This is a genomic window from Methylobacter sp. BBA5.1, from assembly GCF_000746145.1.
Taxonomy (GTDB): domain Bacteria; phylum Pseudomonadota; class Gammaproteobacteria; order Methylococcales; family Methylomonadaceae; genus Methylobacter; species Methylobacter marinus.
In genome coordinates this window covers 162,127-178,095 of record NZ_JQKS01000001.1, presented here as the reverse complement: position 1 = coordinate 178,095, position 15,969 = coordinate 162,127, and the positions used below count along the sequence as shown (strand labels likewise).

Sequence of the window (15,969 nt, the reverse complement as noted above, 5' to 3'; positions counted from 1 at the left end):
GGGGGAAAAATGACCGACATCAGTCGTGTGGCACTGTTCGGGAAGCTGAACAGCGTATGTTACAAAGCGATAGAAGGCGCAACGGTATTTTGCAAGATGCGCGGCAATCCTTATGTGGAGCTGGTGCATTGGCTGCATCAGATTCTGCAGCTGCAGGATTCCGATCTGCATAAGATCATCCGCCAGTTCAATCTCGACCCATCCCGGCTGGCCAAGGACTTCACCGATGCGCTCGACCGGCTGCCCCGAGGCTCCACGTCCATTTCCGACCTGTCCTCGCACGTCGAGGAAGCGGTCGAGCGCGGCTGGGTTTTCGGCACGCTGATGTTCGGCGAATCGCAAGTCCGCTCGGGCCATCTGGTCGTCGGCATCCTGAAAACCAAGGGCCTGACGCATGCCCTGCAAAGCATCTCCAGGGAATTCGACAAGATCAAGCCCGATACCCTGACCGAGCGTTTCGCTGAAATCGTCAGCGGTTCGCCGGAAGAAGGCCTGCACGCCAGCGACGGCTTTCAGGTCGGCGGCGGCGCCGTGCCGGGCGAAGCCAGCGGCGCCATGTCGCCGGCGCAGATGGGCAAGCAGGAAGCGCTGAAGCAGTTTACCGTCGACCTGACCGAGCAGGCGCGGCAGGGCAAAATGGACCCGATCGTCGGGCGTGACGAGGAAATCCGCCAGGTTATCGACATCCTGATGCGCCGACGCCAGAACAACCCGATCCTGACCGGCGAGGCCGGTGTCGGCAAGACGGCCGTGGTCGAAGGCTTCGCCCAGAAAATCGTCGCCGGCGACGTACCGCCGTCCTTGCGCGATGTATCGCTGCGCACGCTTGATGTCGGTTTGCTGCAGGCCGGCGCCAGCATGAAGGGCGAGTTCGAAAACCGCCTGCGCCAGGTCATAGAAGAAGTTCAGTCATCGGAAAAGCCGATCATCCTGTTCATCGATGAAGCCCATACGCTGGTCGGCGCCGGCGGCGCGGCCGGCACCGGCGACGCGGCCAACCTGCTGAAACCGGCTCTGGCGCGCGGCACCTTGCGCACGGTGGCGGCGACGACCTGGGCCGAATACAAGAAACATATCGAAAAGGACCCGGCCTTGACGCGCCGGTTCCAAGTTGTGCAGGTCCACGAGCCCAGCGAGGAAAAAGCCATTCTGATGATGCGCGGCGTGGCGTCGGTCATGGAAAAACACCATCAGGTGCAGGTGCTCGACGAGGCGCTGGAAGCGGCGGTCAGGTTGTCGCATCGCTACATTCCGGCCCGCCAGTTGCCCGATAAATCGGTCAGCCTGCTCGATACGGCTTCGGCTCGCGTCGCGATCAGCCAGCATGCCGTGCCGGCCGAGGTGGACGATTGCCGCAAACGCATCGCCGCGCTGGAAACCGAGCTGGCCATTATCGGCCGCGAAAAAGCGGTCGGGGTCGATATCAAGGACCGCGAAAAACTCGCGGCCGAAAAACTCGGCATGGAAAAAGGCCGTTTGAGCAAACTGGAAGCGCGCTGGAATGCCGAGCGCGAGCTGGTCAAGAGCATACTCGATATCCGCAGTCAGCTGCGCGATCAGACCGGCAAGGTGGAAGGCACGGACAGTCCGCTGGAAAAAGCCGCCGACCGGATCGCCGAAACCGAAACCGCCCCGGCAACGGCCGATGTGCCGCGCGCGCAGCTGCTGGAGGAACTAACAGCCTTGCAGGCCAAGCTGCATGAACTGCAAGGCGAGACGCCGCTGATTCTGCCCAGCGTCGATGCGCAAGCCGTCGCGTCCGTGGTCGGCGACTGGACCGGCATCCCGGTCGGCCGCATGGTCAAGAACGAAATCGAAACCATCCTGAACCTGGCCGATAACCTCGAACAGCGCATCATCGGTCAACGCCATGCGCTGGACATGATCGCCAGGCGCATCCAGACCTCGCGCGCCGGCCTCGACAATCCCAACAAGCCCATAGGCGTGTTCATGCTGGCCGGCACTTCCGGCGTCGGCAAGACCGAAACGGCGCTGGCCCTGGCCGAAGCGTTGTACGGCGGCGAGCAGAACGTCATCACCATCAACATGAGCGAATACCAGGAAGCGCATACCGTCTCGACCCTGAAAGGCGCGCCTCCGGGTTATGTCGGCTACGGCGAAGGCGGCGTCCTGACCGAAGCGGTCCGGCGCCGTCCCTACAGCGTCGTGCTGCTGGACGAAGTGGAAAAAGCCCATCCCGACGTGCACGAGATCTTCTTCCAGGTCTTCGACAAGGGCTGGATGGAAGACGGCGAGGGCCGGGTCATCGATTTCAAGAATACTTTGATTCTGCTGACCACGAACGCGGGCACGGACATGATCATGAACCTGTGCAAGGACCCTGATTTGATGCCCGAGCCCGAAGGCATCGCCAAAGCCCTGCGCGAACCCTTGCTGAAAGTGTTCCCGCCGGCCTTGCTCGGACGCGTCGTCGTCATTCCTTATTATCCGCTCAGCGACGAGATGATCGCGGCGATTGCCCGGTTGCAACTGGGCCGTATCGGAAAGCGCATCGCCGAAAGCCATAAAGTGCCGTTTACTTATGATGACGAGGTGGTCAAGCTCATCGCCGAACGCTGCACGGAACTGGAAAGCGGCGGCCGCATGATCGACGCGATTCTGACCAATACCGTGTTGCCGAAAATCAGCCAGGAATTTCTGCATCGGATGATGGAAGGCAAGCCGATCGAGCGCGTGCATGTCAGCGTGCAGGACGGGGAGTTTGGCTATGGGTTTGAGTGAAACCGGGGTTAGTGGATGGAAAATGTTCTCCTGCCAGACCTGTTATGTCAGGGGCATGGAATTTTCCAGACGCTTTCAGGCTTCGTCCTATTTACGGCATAAATGAATCCGGCAGGCATAAAACATGAAAATTTTTACTGAAGCATATAAAAAAGCGAAAGATGTCATTGAAAAGAAGGAGTTTACAGGCCCGGAATGGCAAAAATTTTTAAAAGAGGACGCGAAAATCAAATGCTTGTTTGGATCGGACGGGTTTAGCTCCGCCCATTTCAAAACGCCCGATAAGATAAGAAAAAAAATAAAATCCGAGACAACCAATGCCTTGATCAGATTTGTCATTGGCGGCAAAAAAAGCGGTGACGTTGTTTATGAGGCGGCCAACAACACGAATGATCTTGCCGGATTGAATGACAGAGCTGCCGCCTTGAAATTCGTCAAGCATTTATATCGAGCTCAAAAACGGGGTGGGCAGGATGTCTGGATTTATTCGCCTCCGAAACAACACGCAGGATGGATTTTTGATGAGATCACGGGAGGCAAGGAATCGGTTATAGCCAAGCTAAGCATGGAAGAGGAACTGTTTTCGGAAACCGACATGAAGAATATGTGTTCAGCGCTTTCCCTGGCCTTGAAGATATGCGAAGACAGCAAAATAAAGCTCGCGGATAAAAATGACAACACAAAAAAAATCATCCGGCGCTGGTTTATGGATCAGGATTGCGGGGAAACAGAACTCAACGGCGCCATCGCGAAATTGAGTGACGGCTTCAAAAAGATAACCGACTGCTGTAACTCAAACACGCTGGTTTTTACCGATTATCCTGATTGGCGTACCCGCAGAAACACGCTTATGGGCGGCGCGATACCAGGCGGCGAGGGAGGCGGATTTCCGATTATTTATATAGAAGGGGCATTTACCGAACTGGCCAACCGGAGTGGAAATCTTTGGACCTGCGCCCGAACCATTATCCATGAGTTTTCTCATCACGAGATCAAAACCAAGGATCATAAGTACAGGCATCAAGGATTAAAGCCGGACAAAGCGAAATTGCCTTATGCAAAAGCCATCGATAATGCCGATAGTTGGGCCTGTTTTGCCGTGGATCTGGCCGGCTACATGCCGGAGTCCGACCGAAACAGTTTTCTTAAATAACTGATGTTACGCAGTCAGTTGAATCTGGATCGGTTTAGTGCAACCGGCGATCCGGCCGATTCAACGCACCCGAGGGCGAGTGACTTACTTTTAACGCCAGCACAGGATGAAATTACCCGTGCATAACATCAGTTAAGTGATTTACATGGAAATTTTTTTGTTTTTTTATCGACATTTTTTAGTGCGCGCTCTGTTTGCGGCAGTAACGCTTTTTATTTTCCTGTACGGGCAGGTGAAATATTCGTACGCGCAACCCGATGTGGAAACAAGCCTGAATAATTCAGAAGAGGTTAAGGTTATGATGCAAGCTGATAGACTTCCACCCGCGGAAGTAGCGCCTGTTGTAATAGACGACACGCGCTACGAAGTTGTCCATTGGGGGAAAGAACGGGGGTTGGAGCAAAATGGCGGCTATATCGCTGCAATTGACGTTGCCAGCGGACAGGAGCGTTGGCTGTTAAAAATCTACGATGTCCAATACGATCCCGTGATGGAAGAGGATGTACAGGATATTTTCATTAAATCCATGAGCAAGTCTTTTTTCGGCAAAAAGCTGAAAATCGTTGATGAGCTTGGCCGAAAGTATATTGTGGATATCACCGATCGATCGATAAAACCGGAGTGACAGGCTGGCGCGAGCCGCGGCGGACAGTGCTCCCGCCGCCTGCCAGGATGCGGGGTCATGATTTTTTGCTGTTCGCCCAGCGTCGGTATGATCGCTGCGCTTGCCCGACTGCTGCCGAGCCGGATCGGAAGACAAGCCGGTCGAGCACCTGCCTCGGCGTGCGGGATGAGGGGGGTGGACATGAGTTTGAATGGGGTTGGAGGATAAACCCGATGAAAACGTGAGGCATTCCATGTTCATGGTTAAGAAACGTGAATGATATGCCGCTCGCAACCCTTGTCTTTCCGTCCTACGGCACTGCGCAAACAGAGACATAGCCTGCCAGGCACCTGTCAGCACGCCAGGAGCATGAACGGAAATCCTGCCACAATCGCGGGTCTTGTTTCATTCCCGTTCCTGAGGATGTGCTGGTGCAGGGCCTGACTGTTTATGCTTTTTGACCTTATTTTTTTCTAATTTTGTATGGAGTATTGTTATGCCGAACAGCCCAATTCTCGATGGCCTTGATAGACCGGATTCTCCGAACCATTGGACTCGAACCGATTGGAAAATCCAGGACGCGCGGGCAGCCGGATTATTCCCGCCTCCCGCCCCGGTCAATCCGACCAACGGTAACCTCGCGTATGACTTCACATGGCATCACAACATTCCATGGAAAACGCTCAGAGATTCTTTCAAGGTTGCCATTGTCTTTTGCGAGTGGGATGTTGTGGAAATGCTTCTGGATCTCTATGGCATGCGTTTGAGTCCTTTAATAAAGAGACGTATAAAGCTCACTAAAGAGGCGATTGGCCCGACAGCACAGAATGCCAGTGGCGCCACCTATGAAAAATGGGTAAACCGGTTTAGTGGAGGAGGGGAGTCTCATCTCGACAATTTGTCTGTTGAGAAGCAATTGACGAATTTGCAGGTCGATGAGATTGCCCAAGGCGTGGCGTGGCAGCGCTGGAATATTGTTGAAGGCCCGAAAGAGTCTATCAGGGTAGAAGACCCGGGATCCGATGGCTTCGATGACTTCAGTCGGGCCGACCCCGCCCGCATCAATCGCTACATGGCCATCGAGAGTCTGTATCATGTACTTGTGGATATAACGGCTGACTACGAAGCGAGAAAAGCTAATTTTGCCAGTTTTAATCATATGACCGGGGTATGGAGCCTCAAGCTTCGGGGACCTGTCCGGAATGCACAATTTCTGATCAATCAGCCGCTGGTGATGTTCAATCCTTCGCATTGGCGTGTGATGCACTGGGGAGGGCAAGCCTTAACCAAAAATCTTTCCGGAAAAGTTTATTATCAAGTGCGCACCCGCCGCACTGATGATTTATGAGCATAGGAGAGAAGGACAAAACTATAATGCGAATTAAGAGCTAAATAGAAGCCAGTTCATCGATACCGTTAAACTATTGAGGAAGACATCACTCACCCCCAATACATCTAAAGCCTGCGTTGCGAAAGAGTTGGCGGACTCAGGCTATTGTGCCACCAAGAAGCTGTACTTTTATGGCGTGCGTGTGCATGTGATCGGCAGCCGGCAACCCGATGCCGAAGCCGTCAGGCAGGCCAAGAACCTGACTGTCTTGACACCGGTTAAAAAACAAAAAGGGTAGCGCTATCTGGAACCTCAGGATCAATGGTGGTCCACAGCCGTTTCTCGTGTCTGGCACCAATTGAAGCCTTTACTTGCCTGGACTGAAGAAAAGACAGGCATTGAATGAGCCAGTAAAGTGCGTTCTTACAATGGACTGATGGTGCACGTCGTCTTCGGCAAACTCGCGGCGGCTTTGTTTTTCTGGAATTTTTTACGAACCAGCTCTTAATTCACATTTAGAGAAGCTTGGCGAGATAAGACCAGGTTTTATTGGTATTCCCGTCGAGGAACTGTGCTTTGGGCCGAAGGTTTTTCTACATGTGGTTGGAAAAAAGAATAGCGTCTATTCGGGGTGTGGTGGTTTGATGCGGACGTTTTAATCATTGGCTTCATCCCGCAGGGATGTTTCCTTATTGCGTGGTTTGGAAAATGCATTTCGAGAATTTATTTCTCAGCTTCTGATAAGAAAGAGGCAATCAGGAATTTATTGCGGGAATTACTTGCTATTTCGAAGGAATGGAATTTGAAAGAAAAAGTATGGGCATTGGAAGTTCCTCCTGAACAAACGGTAAAAGCTTTTAAAGCCATGGACTCTCCTCAAAAGTTATTCAATGACATACCTTTATCGGCTATGGGCAATCGCATGTTGGTAGACAGAGCGTAACAATACTTCCTGCCGGTAAAGAACTCTTTTTGGATTCAAAAGTATACACAGCTTTCCGTTTGACTGAACGGTTGGACGAATATTTATCATAGTTTTGTGAGGAGTAAGATTATGGGTATTTTTAAAAAAACAAACAGCATTGCTCTGGCCATAGGATGTTGCCTGACCTCAGTTAACGTTCTATGGGCGGAAGATTTAAATGTCGGTGCCAGAGCGCCTACAAAAGAGGAAATCATTCAAGCCTTTAAGCCTCATTCTGAAAGGGGGGATAAAGTGCTGACACGAGGCATTCGCATTCGCCCAACCGGACAAGCAGGATTGTCTTCTTCCTTGGCTTCAACTCCCCAGGCAATCTCCCTGGAAGTCCGTTTTGCATTTAACTCCGCTCAATTGACAGAAGAAGCTATCAGGCAATTAACTCCAGTTGCGGAGGCCTTGGTATCTGGTGAGCTTGGCCGATTGAACTTTCATGTGGAAGGATATACCGATGCAAAGGGTAGTGATGAATACAACAAGGATTTATCACTAAAGCGAGCCTTTACCGTTCGCAATTTCTTTGTTAAGAGGCATGGGCTGAACGCATCAAGAATAAAATTTTCAGGACTCGGAAAGAGCAATTTACTGGATCCTGATAACCCGTATAGCGAGGTAAACAGACGCGTGCGAGTTGTAGCGATTCCATAGCAGCAAGATTTATAGAACCGGTATGGTTAAACTAACTCTTGATGAGATATATGATTTTAGCTGAGGGTTTAGTTCACCGTTTGAGTTAATAATCTTCTCCGTTAGAGGTAGAGGTTCAGCACTTCCGAAGGCCTCTATGCGGTCTATTCCGGGCGGGCCTGATACAGTCAGTTCATAGCTCGCATTTTCCTTTGGGAGGCTGACTGTCTTTCCGGCAGTCAGCCAGTTATCCGGTTCGTAGGCATTAGGAAAAATTGTAGAAATTTGCCCATCTGTACTTATATGAACAATGGTTACATACATCGGTTTTTCCGTTTCCAGCAATAACGTCATGGATTCTCCGATACGGTAATTCGTTGCGGACGATCGCAGTTTCAATGACTCATGAAAGGGCATAAGCATTTTTTCTTGATGATGCTGATCTGTTGTCATATCAGTTTGAATAGAACTGGTCTCCACTTTTTCCAAGGGATTCTGTTTTGGCGTATCAGTGTTTGCTACATCATAGCCGGTGCCGTTTTTACCATAGAACAGCCACAAAATAACCGTAAGTAGACCAATAGAAAATATCACTGAAAACGCGGAGATTGATCTTGATTTATCGGCTTTTGCCGGAGAAATTTCTTTTATGAACTGGTCGATCGTTTCACAACGGCTTTCCTGTTTCAGCGCCAAGCCATGTAACAATCCTTTCCATTGCGATCTTGTTATCGTAGTTATGGAGGTGGGTTGCACTTTTAAATCGAAGGCTTGCTGAGCGTTCGATCGCGAAAAAGGGTGTTTACCTGACAGAAGTTCATAAGTAATACAGGCAAGGGCATAAATATCATCTCTTGGATCAGGTTCCAGGCTATTAAGCATCTCCAAGCTTGCGTAAGCGGGCGATAGTGCATTTAATGAACGGGAATGGAACACGGTGGTGTCGTCATCACTTTGCCCCTTTCTATTGAAAGGACAAGCGATACCAAAGTCCAGGACTTTTGCCTGGCCTTTATCGTCTACAAAAACATTACCTGGTTTGAAGTCGGAGTGGACTATGCCATTTTTATGTGCATGAGACAATGCCGCCGCCATGTCCTGTATAATTGGCCAAGCTTTTTTAAATGGCATACCTGACGGATATTCTTTAATCAAGGAACTGAGGGGGCGTCCTTTGAGAAGTTGCATGCTTAAATAAATGTTACCCGCATCACGATCAAAATCATATACTGTAATAATATTCGGATGGGCAAGTGACTTGGCTTTTTTAGCTTCTCGTTGCATCGCCACGAAAAATCTGGGGTCATCAAGCAGTTCAGGATTAAGAAGCTTTATAGCGAGGTAGGGATCTTTATCACGTGCTTCCCGGGCCACTAAATCCAATGCTTTATATACGGTCCCCATACCTCCCTGACCGATAACCTCTTGTAGCACAAATCGCCCCTTTAAAACTGTTTTATCCTCAATACATGATTTTTCCATTGTTTCTACCTAAACTAATTAAGAATCTATCCCAGCAAATAATTGATGTTTTTAAGCTGATTTTTTGAACTAAGATTTTTCTCTGCGTCCAGAACACATCTGTTAAAGGAGAACTCCAGCTCTTATAAAATATCTCGAATTATTCGGATATATTCTAAGTTAGCTTTGACTGATTCGATAGCATTAAAGATGATTCCGTTCTGGTTTCTAAGTCATGAAAGATACTTTCAAAAATACCCGTTTAATAATACTCATTAACAGAAATAGTTAATATTTGTTTGCCAAATGGTAGTTTCGCCTGGTTAGATATACTTGACCTTGATTTATTAGATCATATTGATCTACTATTACTCGCCAATCAATACCGCCAAAACACTTCTACCGTAGCAGCATTAAACAGGGAATAACTAAATGAAAGGAATCACAGTAAATTCATCTTGTCTGCCTAAAATATCGATTATTTGGAAATATATTAAGCAGCCATAATCCCCCCAGCAGTATTTAATCCGCTTTACAAAACTTAATAATAATTAATTTTCCAAGGTTTGGAGAACCCATGAAAAAATCACTTTCATTAATTATGCTGTCTTTATTAGCTACAGGTTGCACGCAAACTTATGTAGCGAAACTGGCGCCTCAATCACATTTTGATTATCCCAATAGTAATGTTTATCCATTGGGTCATGTTCAAGGACAGGCGAGTAAAACATCCTTTTTTGTTCCACCTGATAAATCTTCCAGTCTTGAATATGAAGCCATTACCAAGGCAATTGAGCAAAGCCCTAGCGCAGACATGCTGATTAATACTCTTCATTTTATGGATATCACTCAAGTTCTTGTTTTACCGATATACACAGTTACCTATCGAGTAGAAGGCACCGCCGCACGAATGAAAGCCGGCACGCAAGTCTTGAAATAATCTAACTAATTATCCAATGAGGAATATCATGCGTTTACAATTAATTACCAGCCTTGTAGCTCTTGCCTTGTCTCAGATTGGTTGCTCTACCACTCATGGGACTTTTGAGCCTACGGCACATTTTGCTTATCCAAATTCTAACGTACAACCCATGGGACATGTTAGTGCGACAGTCAAAGAAGGGATGTTCTTGATTCCGCCTACATTGAATAAGGAGAAGGTTTTGAAACTGATGAGCGATGCGTTAGCGCAACAACCCGGTGCCGATGCAATTATAAATTACCGTCTGGACACTACTTATACGATGTATCCTTTCTATTACGTCCAAACTGTAAAACTAGAAGGCTCCGCCGCAAAAATGCAGGTAGGTGAGCAGGAGCTTCTTGAAAAGTCCAAATATCAGTAATAACCCAAAAATATAACGCTCGTTGATATGTTTCTAGGCGATGAGCGTTTGTTTATTTCAGCACACTGGAGAAATGAATGAAGTATTCTGGATGCACAACCACCGTTGCAGTGATGATGATTGCAATGTTTAGTGTGGGTTGCGGAACAAAATTTGCGAGAGAGTTTGAAAAGCAAGTCGACAACACCAAGGCAGGTATTTTCGATACCAAAACCAATATTGAAGAAGGTTTATCACAAACTTGCGTTAATGAGCCTAAAGTATCGGAACAAGCGGATGAGGTTTTACGTTTGGTTTCTAGTGAAGAGCAAACCCTGTTTATCGTCGATGGTAAGGAAATGGGGCGTGCTAAACAGTTAAAGGTATGTATTGATAGTAAAGGCGAACACTCTGTGACTGCCGAAGCTCCGGGTTGTGAAGCAAAAATTGAAAAACTGAAACCGCCTTATGATTTTCCTGTTTATCAATTTCAATTCATGATGGCCGAATGCAAAACAGCAGTAAGCCAAGCGCCACAACCGATGCCGAAACCTGTGAAAAAACGGGTCAGCCGCAAATCAAAGCGGTAGAAAAATCAACCTGTGGCTATGGCTAGAATGATCAATAAATACGTCGCAATAATAGTGTACATGTTCTGTCTTGCTGGATGCGCTACGGCACTGCAAGGCAGCAAGTTTTCCGCACAAGACAAGTTGAACTATCCGAAGGCATCGGCTGATGCTGATCGGGTTGTTACGCTTATTTCCAACAAAGACAACACCCGTTTTTTTGTCGATGGTAACGCGATTGGTAGTCCGATTAGTGCTGGGGGGGATCTCAAAATTCTGGTGAATGGGCAGCGTCACGATATCATCGCCGAAGCACCTGGTTATAAAGCCAAGCCACATCATACTCAGCCACCTTACGATGAGCGATCGCCGATCTCGTTTAGTTTTATTTATAAAGATAAGCTAACGGATGATGAAAATCCGATGGCTGTAGCGGTCATATCGCCGATTGTGGCTATCCAGGAGACACCTGCTTATACTGATCATAGAAGCAAGCCACAGAAATCAGCACCCTCTTCAAATCAGGCGTCATCGCCTGAAGCTGTCAAGCCCACTAGTTACAATACTATTGTCCTGAATAATAACAAGCATGAGCGCAGGGTGGCATTAGTTATTGGTAACAGCGCTTATCAATATACGGCACAACTGGCTAACCCAACTAACGATGCCGAGGATATTGCTCAAGCGCTTAAAAAGTTCAATTTCCAGGTGATCTTGAAGACCAACGCAGATCTTGAAACGATGGCCGATGCGGTTTATCAATTCGGCGAGAGTTTGAAAGGCGGTGGTATTGGCTTGTTTTATTATTCCGGGCACGGTTTGCAGGTTAAAGGTGAGAATTATTTATTGCCCGTTGATGCCAATTTGATGCGAGAAGACGACGTCAAACGCAAAGCGATCAGTGCCAATGATGTGGTGGAAAAAATGGGTGAAGGCAATAGTCATTTGAATCTGGTTTTTCTGGATGCCTGTCGCAACAATCCATTTCCCAGTAGTACCCGTGCTGTTAACCGGGGACTGATCGGCATGAATGCCCCTAATGGTACTTTACTGATCTTTTCAACAAATCCTGACAATGTGGCTTTAGACGGCAGCGGCAGAAACGGCACTTATACCAAACACCTGCTGCAACAAATCGATCAACCTGGACTGGAAATCGGCATGATGTTACGCAAGGTACGTACCGCCGTTAAGGAAGAAACGGGTGGCCAGCAAGTGCCGTGGGAAAATGGGTCTATTGAGGGAGAGTTTTATTTCACGATGGATTCGCCTTAGGAATGCGCATAAAATGACTTCCTCAAGTGCGAGGAATTTCCGGTGTAGGCGCGGATTCGCCTAGGGCGCCTACTGTTGGTATCCGCACAGTGCGAATGACCCTGAAGGGCACAAGTACCCATAGGACATAAATGAATTCGCACCTACAATTCCCTGATTTATTCCATGCCCATTACTTAGTTCATACTAGGCCAATGACGGTAAATTCGTAACAAGTAGTCTGAATGTAGCAAATCGGAATTCCGGGTGATCAAAGATCACAAACCAGTAATCATCACAGCGCCTGTATTGCTAGGCATCTCGTATGTACCTCTGTAGAGTAATCGTTCGCCATCCATGATTAAATCTCTCAACCGTTTATGTCCATCCTTCGCATGGGCTTAACCGATGTCCGTATCAGAACATTGGCGTAATCATATTGAAACATTGCTGCACAGCGCTTTAATTGACGTGAAGAACGGGCTACGCCTGCGGATGCTGAAAGTATATGAAATATCGGATCCGTCCGAATCCGGTGTTCAGTGCATAGGTATTTATTTCAAAAGCATGGCCCTGGTGCCGAAGCGCGATGCGCTAGAAATTGAAGATGAAACTAGCCGGTGCTTTATTTCTGATCTCATCGATAAAATTTCAACTCAAGTTTTCGAGCGTCCAATCAATACGTTGCGGCCAATCAAGATTCCTCAATAGAATGAGCAGCATGCTGCTGACATCAGGAGTCGAATCGTTAGTGATATAAAATGAATTAATAACTGAATGCCGCTGAATTTGCATACCACAAAAGCCCTTGCACACGAATACCGGGATGATAAGACTGGGTACCTGCCTTTGACTGCAGAGGTTCAGGGGGTAAAGCCAATTGCCTCTTAGCGTGCAGAAGTGGGTAAGGTTATGATGCAAATCAGTCGGGCACCTGCATATTAAAGAACAGGATGACACAGTTGAGTATGAATTTAAGTTTAGCTAAAACTTAATGAAATATGATAAAGAATCAATAATAAGAAATGAGATGATGACAATCGCCTAAAATTCGGGAGTTGATATGGTAACGATAGCGGAATCAGTGGGGTTGAACGGCGCCAACAAAACAGTCGATGTAATCAAAATACAAAATCTTATCAACAATAATGCCAGGCATACGGAACTCGTTTCTCCCTTAACGGTTACTGGCAAGATAAACGGGGAGTTGATCGATGCAATCAAGGCTTTTCAGGCTAATCACCCGGATCTGAGGTTTAGTAGTCCGGACGGGCGAATTGACCCGGATGGTAAGACTCTGGCGATGTTAAGGGAGAGCATAAAAACCCATGAGAGTTATCTGCCGTCGGGTTTTAGCCGCAATCATTTCACATCTTTCGATAGCGATGCTTTTGTCGAGCTGTATGAATCACAGTATTCATATCCCAGGTTGGGCGTTGCGGCAAAACAGGGCCTGCAAAATCTTTTAAAGCAATTGAACGCCGATTCGGATGTCACGGATATCCGCTGGGCAGCTTACATGCTGGCAACGGTTAAGCATGAATGCGCCAATACCTGGCAGCCTATCGAAGAGTACGGCAAGGGACGCAATTATGATTATGGACATCCCGTCAGGGTACTTGACCCGAGCGATAGCACGGGAAGAAGAGTGCATCTGAATACTTATTACGGGCGCGGGTATGTGCAGCTGACATGGGCAAGCAATTACAGGAAAATGGATGCCGCTCTCGGCTTGAGCGGAAACGGCAGTTTGTACCTGTATCCGCAAAACGCTCTCGACCCCGATACGGCCTACCGGATTATGTCGTATGGCATGCGCAACGGAACATTCACCGGCAAGAAACTGGGCGATTACATCAGAGGCGACTACGTCGATTACAGAAATGCACGCAGAATCATCAATGGAACGGACCAGGCGCAGATCATCAAGGGTTATGCCGATAATATCGAATTCCTGCTGCGTTTTTGCAATAGTATTTAAGAAGGCATCATGGAAATGGCACTCATGAGCGGTGTAAGAGAAAACAAGTGCCGCTTGAGACGGTTTCTGGCAATAATCCTTTGCTACGGCGTTATGGCCTGCGCTATCCGCCAGAGCGAAAATGCCGGTATTAACGCCGAAACCCAATTAACCCGGGCACAATGGCACGCCCGACTAAACTGGGATGTTTCGGATTGCCCATTGGCATCGCCGGATGAGGCCGGCCCCGGTGTCGTCATGCACGGCTTCGGCGCCGATACCCGCATTATTGAAGTACAGTGCGAGCGCTGGGCTTACCAGGGTTCATACTTATTTTATCTGGACAAGGACGGTGCAATAACCCAACTGAGCTTCGAGCAGTTCGAAGCCCCTGATGCCGGCCGGTTGGAGCGATATCATTCCGCGCTGGTCACGGGCTTGCCATCGGTGATAGCGGATGAGCAAGCGCTGGACGTGTTTAGAAAATACCGGGGTATCGGCGATTGCGGCCAATTTTTGCGATATCGGATTGAAGCACATGCCGCCGTACTGAAACAACTGAGAGTGCGCGATTGCGAGGCGCTGCCGGCCGATAAACCTATAGATACTCAGGAGTGGCCCTTGAAGAATCCCGATGAAGAAAAATAAGCCGAAATTTCGATTGATAAGCGGCGCCAGAATTGAGCCGGGTGAGCGGACGTTTTTCGCAACCGCCAGTCCATGAACTCAAGATGAGCGCTTAGTAATGGGCATGGAATAAATCAGGGAATTGTAGGTGCGAATGAATTCGCACCTACACCGGAAATTCCATCCGCGCACTTGAGGAAGTTATTTTATGCGCGTTCCTTAGTTGCCGATAAGGCGAAATCAGCCAGCAGGATTTTTGGAGAATCAATGAAATATAATAAATTAGAACAGTACAATGCCCGGGCAAGCCACCTCAGCCAGATTCACAGAGAGCCGTTCAGGCACGCCCAGCTGTCAGGGAAAATCAAGCCCTTTGACTGGAGCGACAATCAATTGGGCATCAGGCGGGGCGACGTCAATGTTTTTAAAGCGGCGGCCCTGGCTTTCAACCATATTATATTGGTCAGGGCGACCAATCCCGAATCGCTGAAATACATAGGCAACAGAAACATGTATCCGAAGCCGATAGACTGCAAGGCGAAAACCGCCGATTCCGATGCTTATATACCGTTTGCCTATGGCCATATCTATGCCAAAACCGCCGGACTGGTTGTCGACCCCACGCTGGTGGGCGCAAAAGCCTTCAAGGACGGCAAGTATGCAAAAGCCATGGATGCCTGGAGCGAGTTCCTAAAGGATAAAACCCCCGATGAAAGAGCGAAAAAAGTATTCAGGCGGCACGGCAGCGATAAAGGCTGTTTCGCCGTGGATACCGATGTCCACAGTGAATACTATGGATGCCTGATGATTTCCAGAGAGGAGGCGCCGGCCAGTTTTGACGAAACGGCGCTGACGGCAACGCCGAAGTGGAGAAACAGCCATGCCCGGCTGGAGGGCGTCCGATATTGCACGCGCATGCAATATATGCACGGCGATTATGACTTGTATGCCCTGCTGAATCTGGATAACCCGAATGAGTTGCACCTGGAAAACGTAGTGCATGGCGTCAAGAACTATTACAGCCCGAAACTTGAAGCCATACAGGAATTCGTCAACAAGGGCATAGGCGTACCCATGATCCAGCATGGCGAGCAATTCCGCTACAAGCATCAGGGCGATAAAATCTACGCTTTCTATCCCAATAACAGTGCCTATATGATTGATGAATCAACCGCCTCAATTGAAGAAATCTTTGAGATTGTCTATGGCGTTGTGTGATGTTAAGGAACGGGAATGAGACAAGACCCGCGATTGAGGCAGGACTTCTGTTCCTGTCCATGTAGTCCTGCTCACGCCCTTTACCTACATCCCTGTAGGCAACGCCGAAGAGGGACGGAA

General features: G+C 48.5%; 16 protein-coding genes. 15 read left to right on the top strand and 1 reads right to left on the bottom strand.

The window, feature by feature from the left end; all coding sequences use genetic code 11:
• Nucleotides 1-9 precede the first annotated feature (9 nt).
• The 7 genes from tssH (at nt 10) to EK22_RS00745 (ending at nt 7,456) form a co-directional block, all read left to right on the top strand.
• Entirely contained in the window at nt 10-2,742 is a 2,733-nt protein-coding gene (gene tssH, locus EK22_RS00770; protein ID WP_036247068.1) for a type VI secretion system ATPase TssH, read from the top strand.
• A gap of 124 nt (nt 2,743-2,866) precedes the next feature.
• Nucleotides 2,867-3,895 carry a M35 family metallo-endopeptidase gene (locus EK22_RS00765; RefSeq protein WP_036247066.1) on the top strand — a complete coding sequence of 343 codons (1,029 nt, stop codon included), beginning with the start codon at nt 2,867-2,869 and terminating at the stop codon, nt 3,893-3,895.
• 145 nt (nt 3,896-4,040) lie between these two features.
• On the top strand, nt 4,041-4,520 hold the full coding sequence (locus tag EK22_RS00760; RefSeq protein WP_235209189.1) for a hypothetical protein: 480 nt from the start codon (nt 4,041-4,043) through the stop codon (nt 4,518-4,520).
• Nucleotides 4,521-4,995: 475 nt separating this feature from the next.
• Nucleotides 4,996-5,847 (top strand): hypothetical protein, encoded by an 852-nt coding sequence (locus EK22_RS00755; protein ID WP_020157152.1) that lies wholly within the window; start codon nt 4,996-4,998, stop codon nt 5,845-5,847.
• Nucleotides 5,848-5,977: 130 nt separating this feature from the next.
• A complete protein-coding gene (locus EK22_RS25120) occupies nt 5,978-6,127 on the top strand; it encodes a hypothetical protein (RefSeq protein WP_020157151.1) in 150 nt (49 codons plus the stop codon).
• A gap of 333 nt (nt 6,128-6,460) precedes the next feature.
• Nucleotides 6,461-6,772, top strand: a complete 312-nt coding sequence (locus EK22_RS00750) for a hypothetical protein (RefSeq protein ID WP_036247062.1) — start codon at nt 6,461-6,463, stop codon at nt 6,770-6,772.
• 111 nt (nt 6,773-6,883) lie between these two features.
• Complete coding sequence (locus EK22_RS00745) at nt 6,884-7,456, top strand: OmpA family protein (RefSeq protein ID WP_036247060.1); 573 nt, start codon at nt 6,884-6,886, stop codon at nt 7,454-7,456.
• A 9-nt stretch (nt 7,457-7,465) separates the two neighbouring features.
• Here EK22_RS00745 and EK22_RS22960 read toward each other — a convergent pair whose 3' ends face one another.
• Nucleotides 7,466-8,917, bottom strand: coding sequence for a serine/threonine-protein kinase (locus EK22_RS22960; RefSeq protein WP_051961572.1), 1,452 nt, complete (start codon nt 8,915-8,917; stop codon nt 7,466-7,468).
• Nucleotides 8,918-9,473: 556 nt separating this feature from the next.
• Between EK22_RS22960 and EK22_RS24080 the strand changes: the two genes are divergently transcribed.
• The 8 genes from EK22_RS24080 (at nt 9,474) to EK22_RS00705 (ending at nt 15,849) form a co-directional block, all read left to right on the top strand.
• Nucleotides 9,474-9,836 (top strand): hypothetical protein, encoded by a 363-nt coding sequence (locus EK22_RS24080; RefSeq protein WP_152564970.1) that lies wholly within the window; start codon nt 9,474-9,476, stop codon nt 9,834-9,836.
• Nucleotides 9,837-9,864: 28 nt separating this feature from the next.
• Nucleotides 9,865-10,242 carry a hypothetical protein gene (locus EK22_RS00735; protein ID WP_036247058.1) on the top strand — a complete coding sequence of 126 codons (378 nt, stop codon included), beginning with the start codon at nt 9,865-9,867 and terminating at the stop codon, nt 10,240-10,242.
• 77 nt (nt 10,243-10,319) lie between these two features.
• Nucleotides 10,320-10,811, top strand: coding sequence for a hypothetical protein (locus EK22_RS00730; protein ID WP_152564969.1), 492 nt, complete (start codon nt 10,320-10,322; stop codon nt 10,809-10,811).
• Nucleotides 10,812-10,838: 27 nt separating this feature from the next.
• Complete coding sequence (locus EK22_RS22955) at nt 10,839-12,065, top strand: caspase family protein (protein ID WP_161786364.1); 1,227 nt, start codon at nt 10,839-10,841, stop codon at nt 12,063-12,065.
• A gap of 387 nt (nt 12,066-12,452) precedes the next feature.
• Complete coding sequence (locus EK22_RS00720) at nt 12,453-12,755, top strand: hypothetical protein (RefSeq protein ID WP_020157144.1); 303 nt, start codon at nt 12,453-12,455, stop codon at nt 12,753-12,755.
• A gap of 352 nt (nt 12,756-13,107) precedes the next feature.
• Nucleotides 13,108-14,025, top strand: coding sequence for a lysozyme family protein (locus tag EK22_RS00715; protein ID WP_152564968.1), 918 nt, complete (start codon nt 13,108-13,110; stop codon nt 14,023-14,025).
• 9 nt (nt 14,026-14,034) lie between these two features.
• Entirely contained in the window at nt 14,035-14,652 is a 618-nt protein-coding gene (locus EK22_RS00710) for a DUF1176 domain-containing protein (RefSeq protein ID WP_152564967.1), read from the top strand.
• A 246-nt stretch (nt 14,653-14,898) separates the two neighbouring features.
• Nucleotides 14,899-15,849, top strand: coding sequence for a hypothetical protein (locus EK22_RS00705; RefSeq protein ID WP_020157141.1), 951 nt, complete (start codon nt 14,899-14,901; stop codon nt 15,847-15,849).
• Nucleotides 15,850-15,969: the final 120 nt, after the last annotated feature.

Coding starts and splice junctions, on each gene's coding strand:
- tssH (WP_036247068.1), top strand. CDS start 10: ATGACCGACATCAGTCGTGTGGCACTGTTCGGGAAGCTGAACAGCGTA.
- EK22_RS00765 (WP_036247066.1), top strand. CDS start 2,867: ATGAAAATTTTTACTGAAGCATATAAAAAAGCGAAAGATGTCATTGAA.
- EK22_RS00760 (WP_235209189.1), top strand. CDS start 4,041: ATGGAAATTTTTTTGTTTTTTTATCGACATTTTTTAGTGCGCGCTCTG.
- EK22_RS00755 (WP_020157152.1), top strand. CDS start 4,996: ATGCCGAACAGCCCAATTCTCGATGGCCTTGATAGACCGGATTCTCCG.
- EK22_RS00745 (WP_036247060.1), top strand. CDS start 6,884: ATGGGTATTTTTAAAAAAACAAACAGCATTGCTCTGGCCATAGGATGT.
- EK22_RS22960 (WP_051961572.1), bottom strand. CDS start 8,917: ATGGAAAAATCATGTATTGAGGATAAAACAGTTTTAAAGGGGCGATTT.
- EK22_RS24080 (WP_152564970.1), top strand. CDS start 9,474: ATGAAAAAATCACTTTCATTAATTATGCTGTCTTTATTAGCTACAGGT.
- EK22_RS00735 (WP_036247058.1), top strand. CDS start 9,865: ATGCGTTTACAATTAATTACCAGCCTTGTAGCTCTTGCCTTGTCTCAG.
- EK22_RS00730 (WP_152564969.1), top strand. CDS start 10,320: ATGAAGTATTCTGGATGCACAACCACCGTTGCAGTGATGATGATTGCA.
- EK22_RS22955 (WP_161786364.1), top strand. CDS start 10,839: ATGATCAATAAATACGTCGCAATAATAGTGTACATGTTCTGTCTTGCT.
- EK22_RS00720 (WP_020157144.1), top strand. CDS start 12,453: ATGTCCGTATCAGAACATTGGCGTAATCATATTGAAACATTGCTGCAC.
- EK22_RS00715 (WP_152564968.1), top strand. CDS start 13,108: ATGGTAACGATAGCGGAATCAGTGGGGTTGAACGGCGCCAACAAAACA.
- EK22_RS00710 (WP_152564967.1), top strand. CDS start 14,035: ATGGAAATGGCACTCATGAGCGGTGTAAGAGAAAACAAGTGCCGCTTG.
- EK22_RS00705 (WP_020157141.1), top strand. CDS start 14,899: ATGAAATATAATAAATTAGAACAGTACAATGCCCGGGCAAGCCACCTC.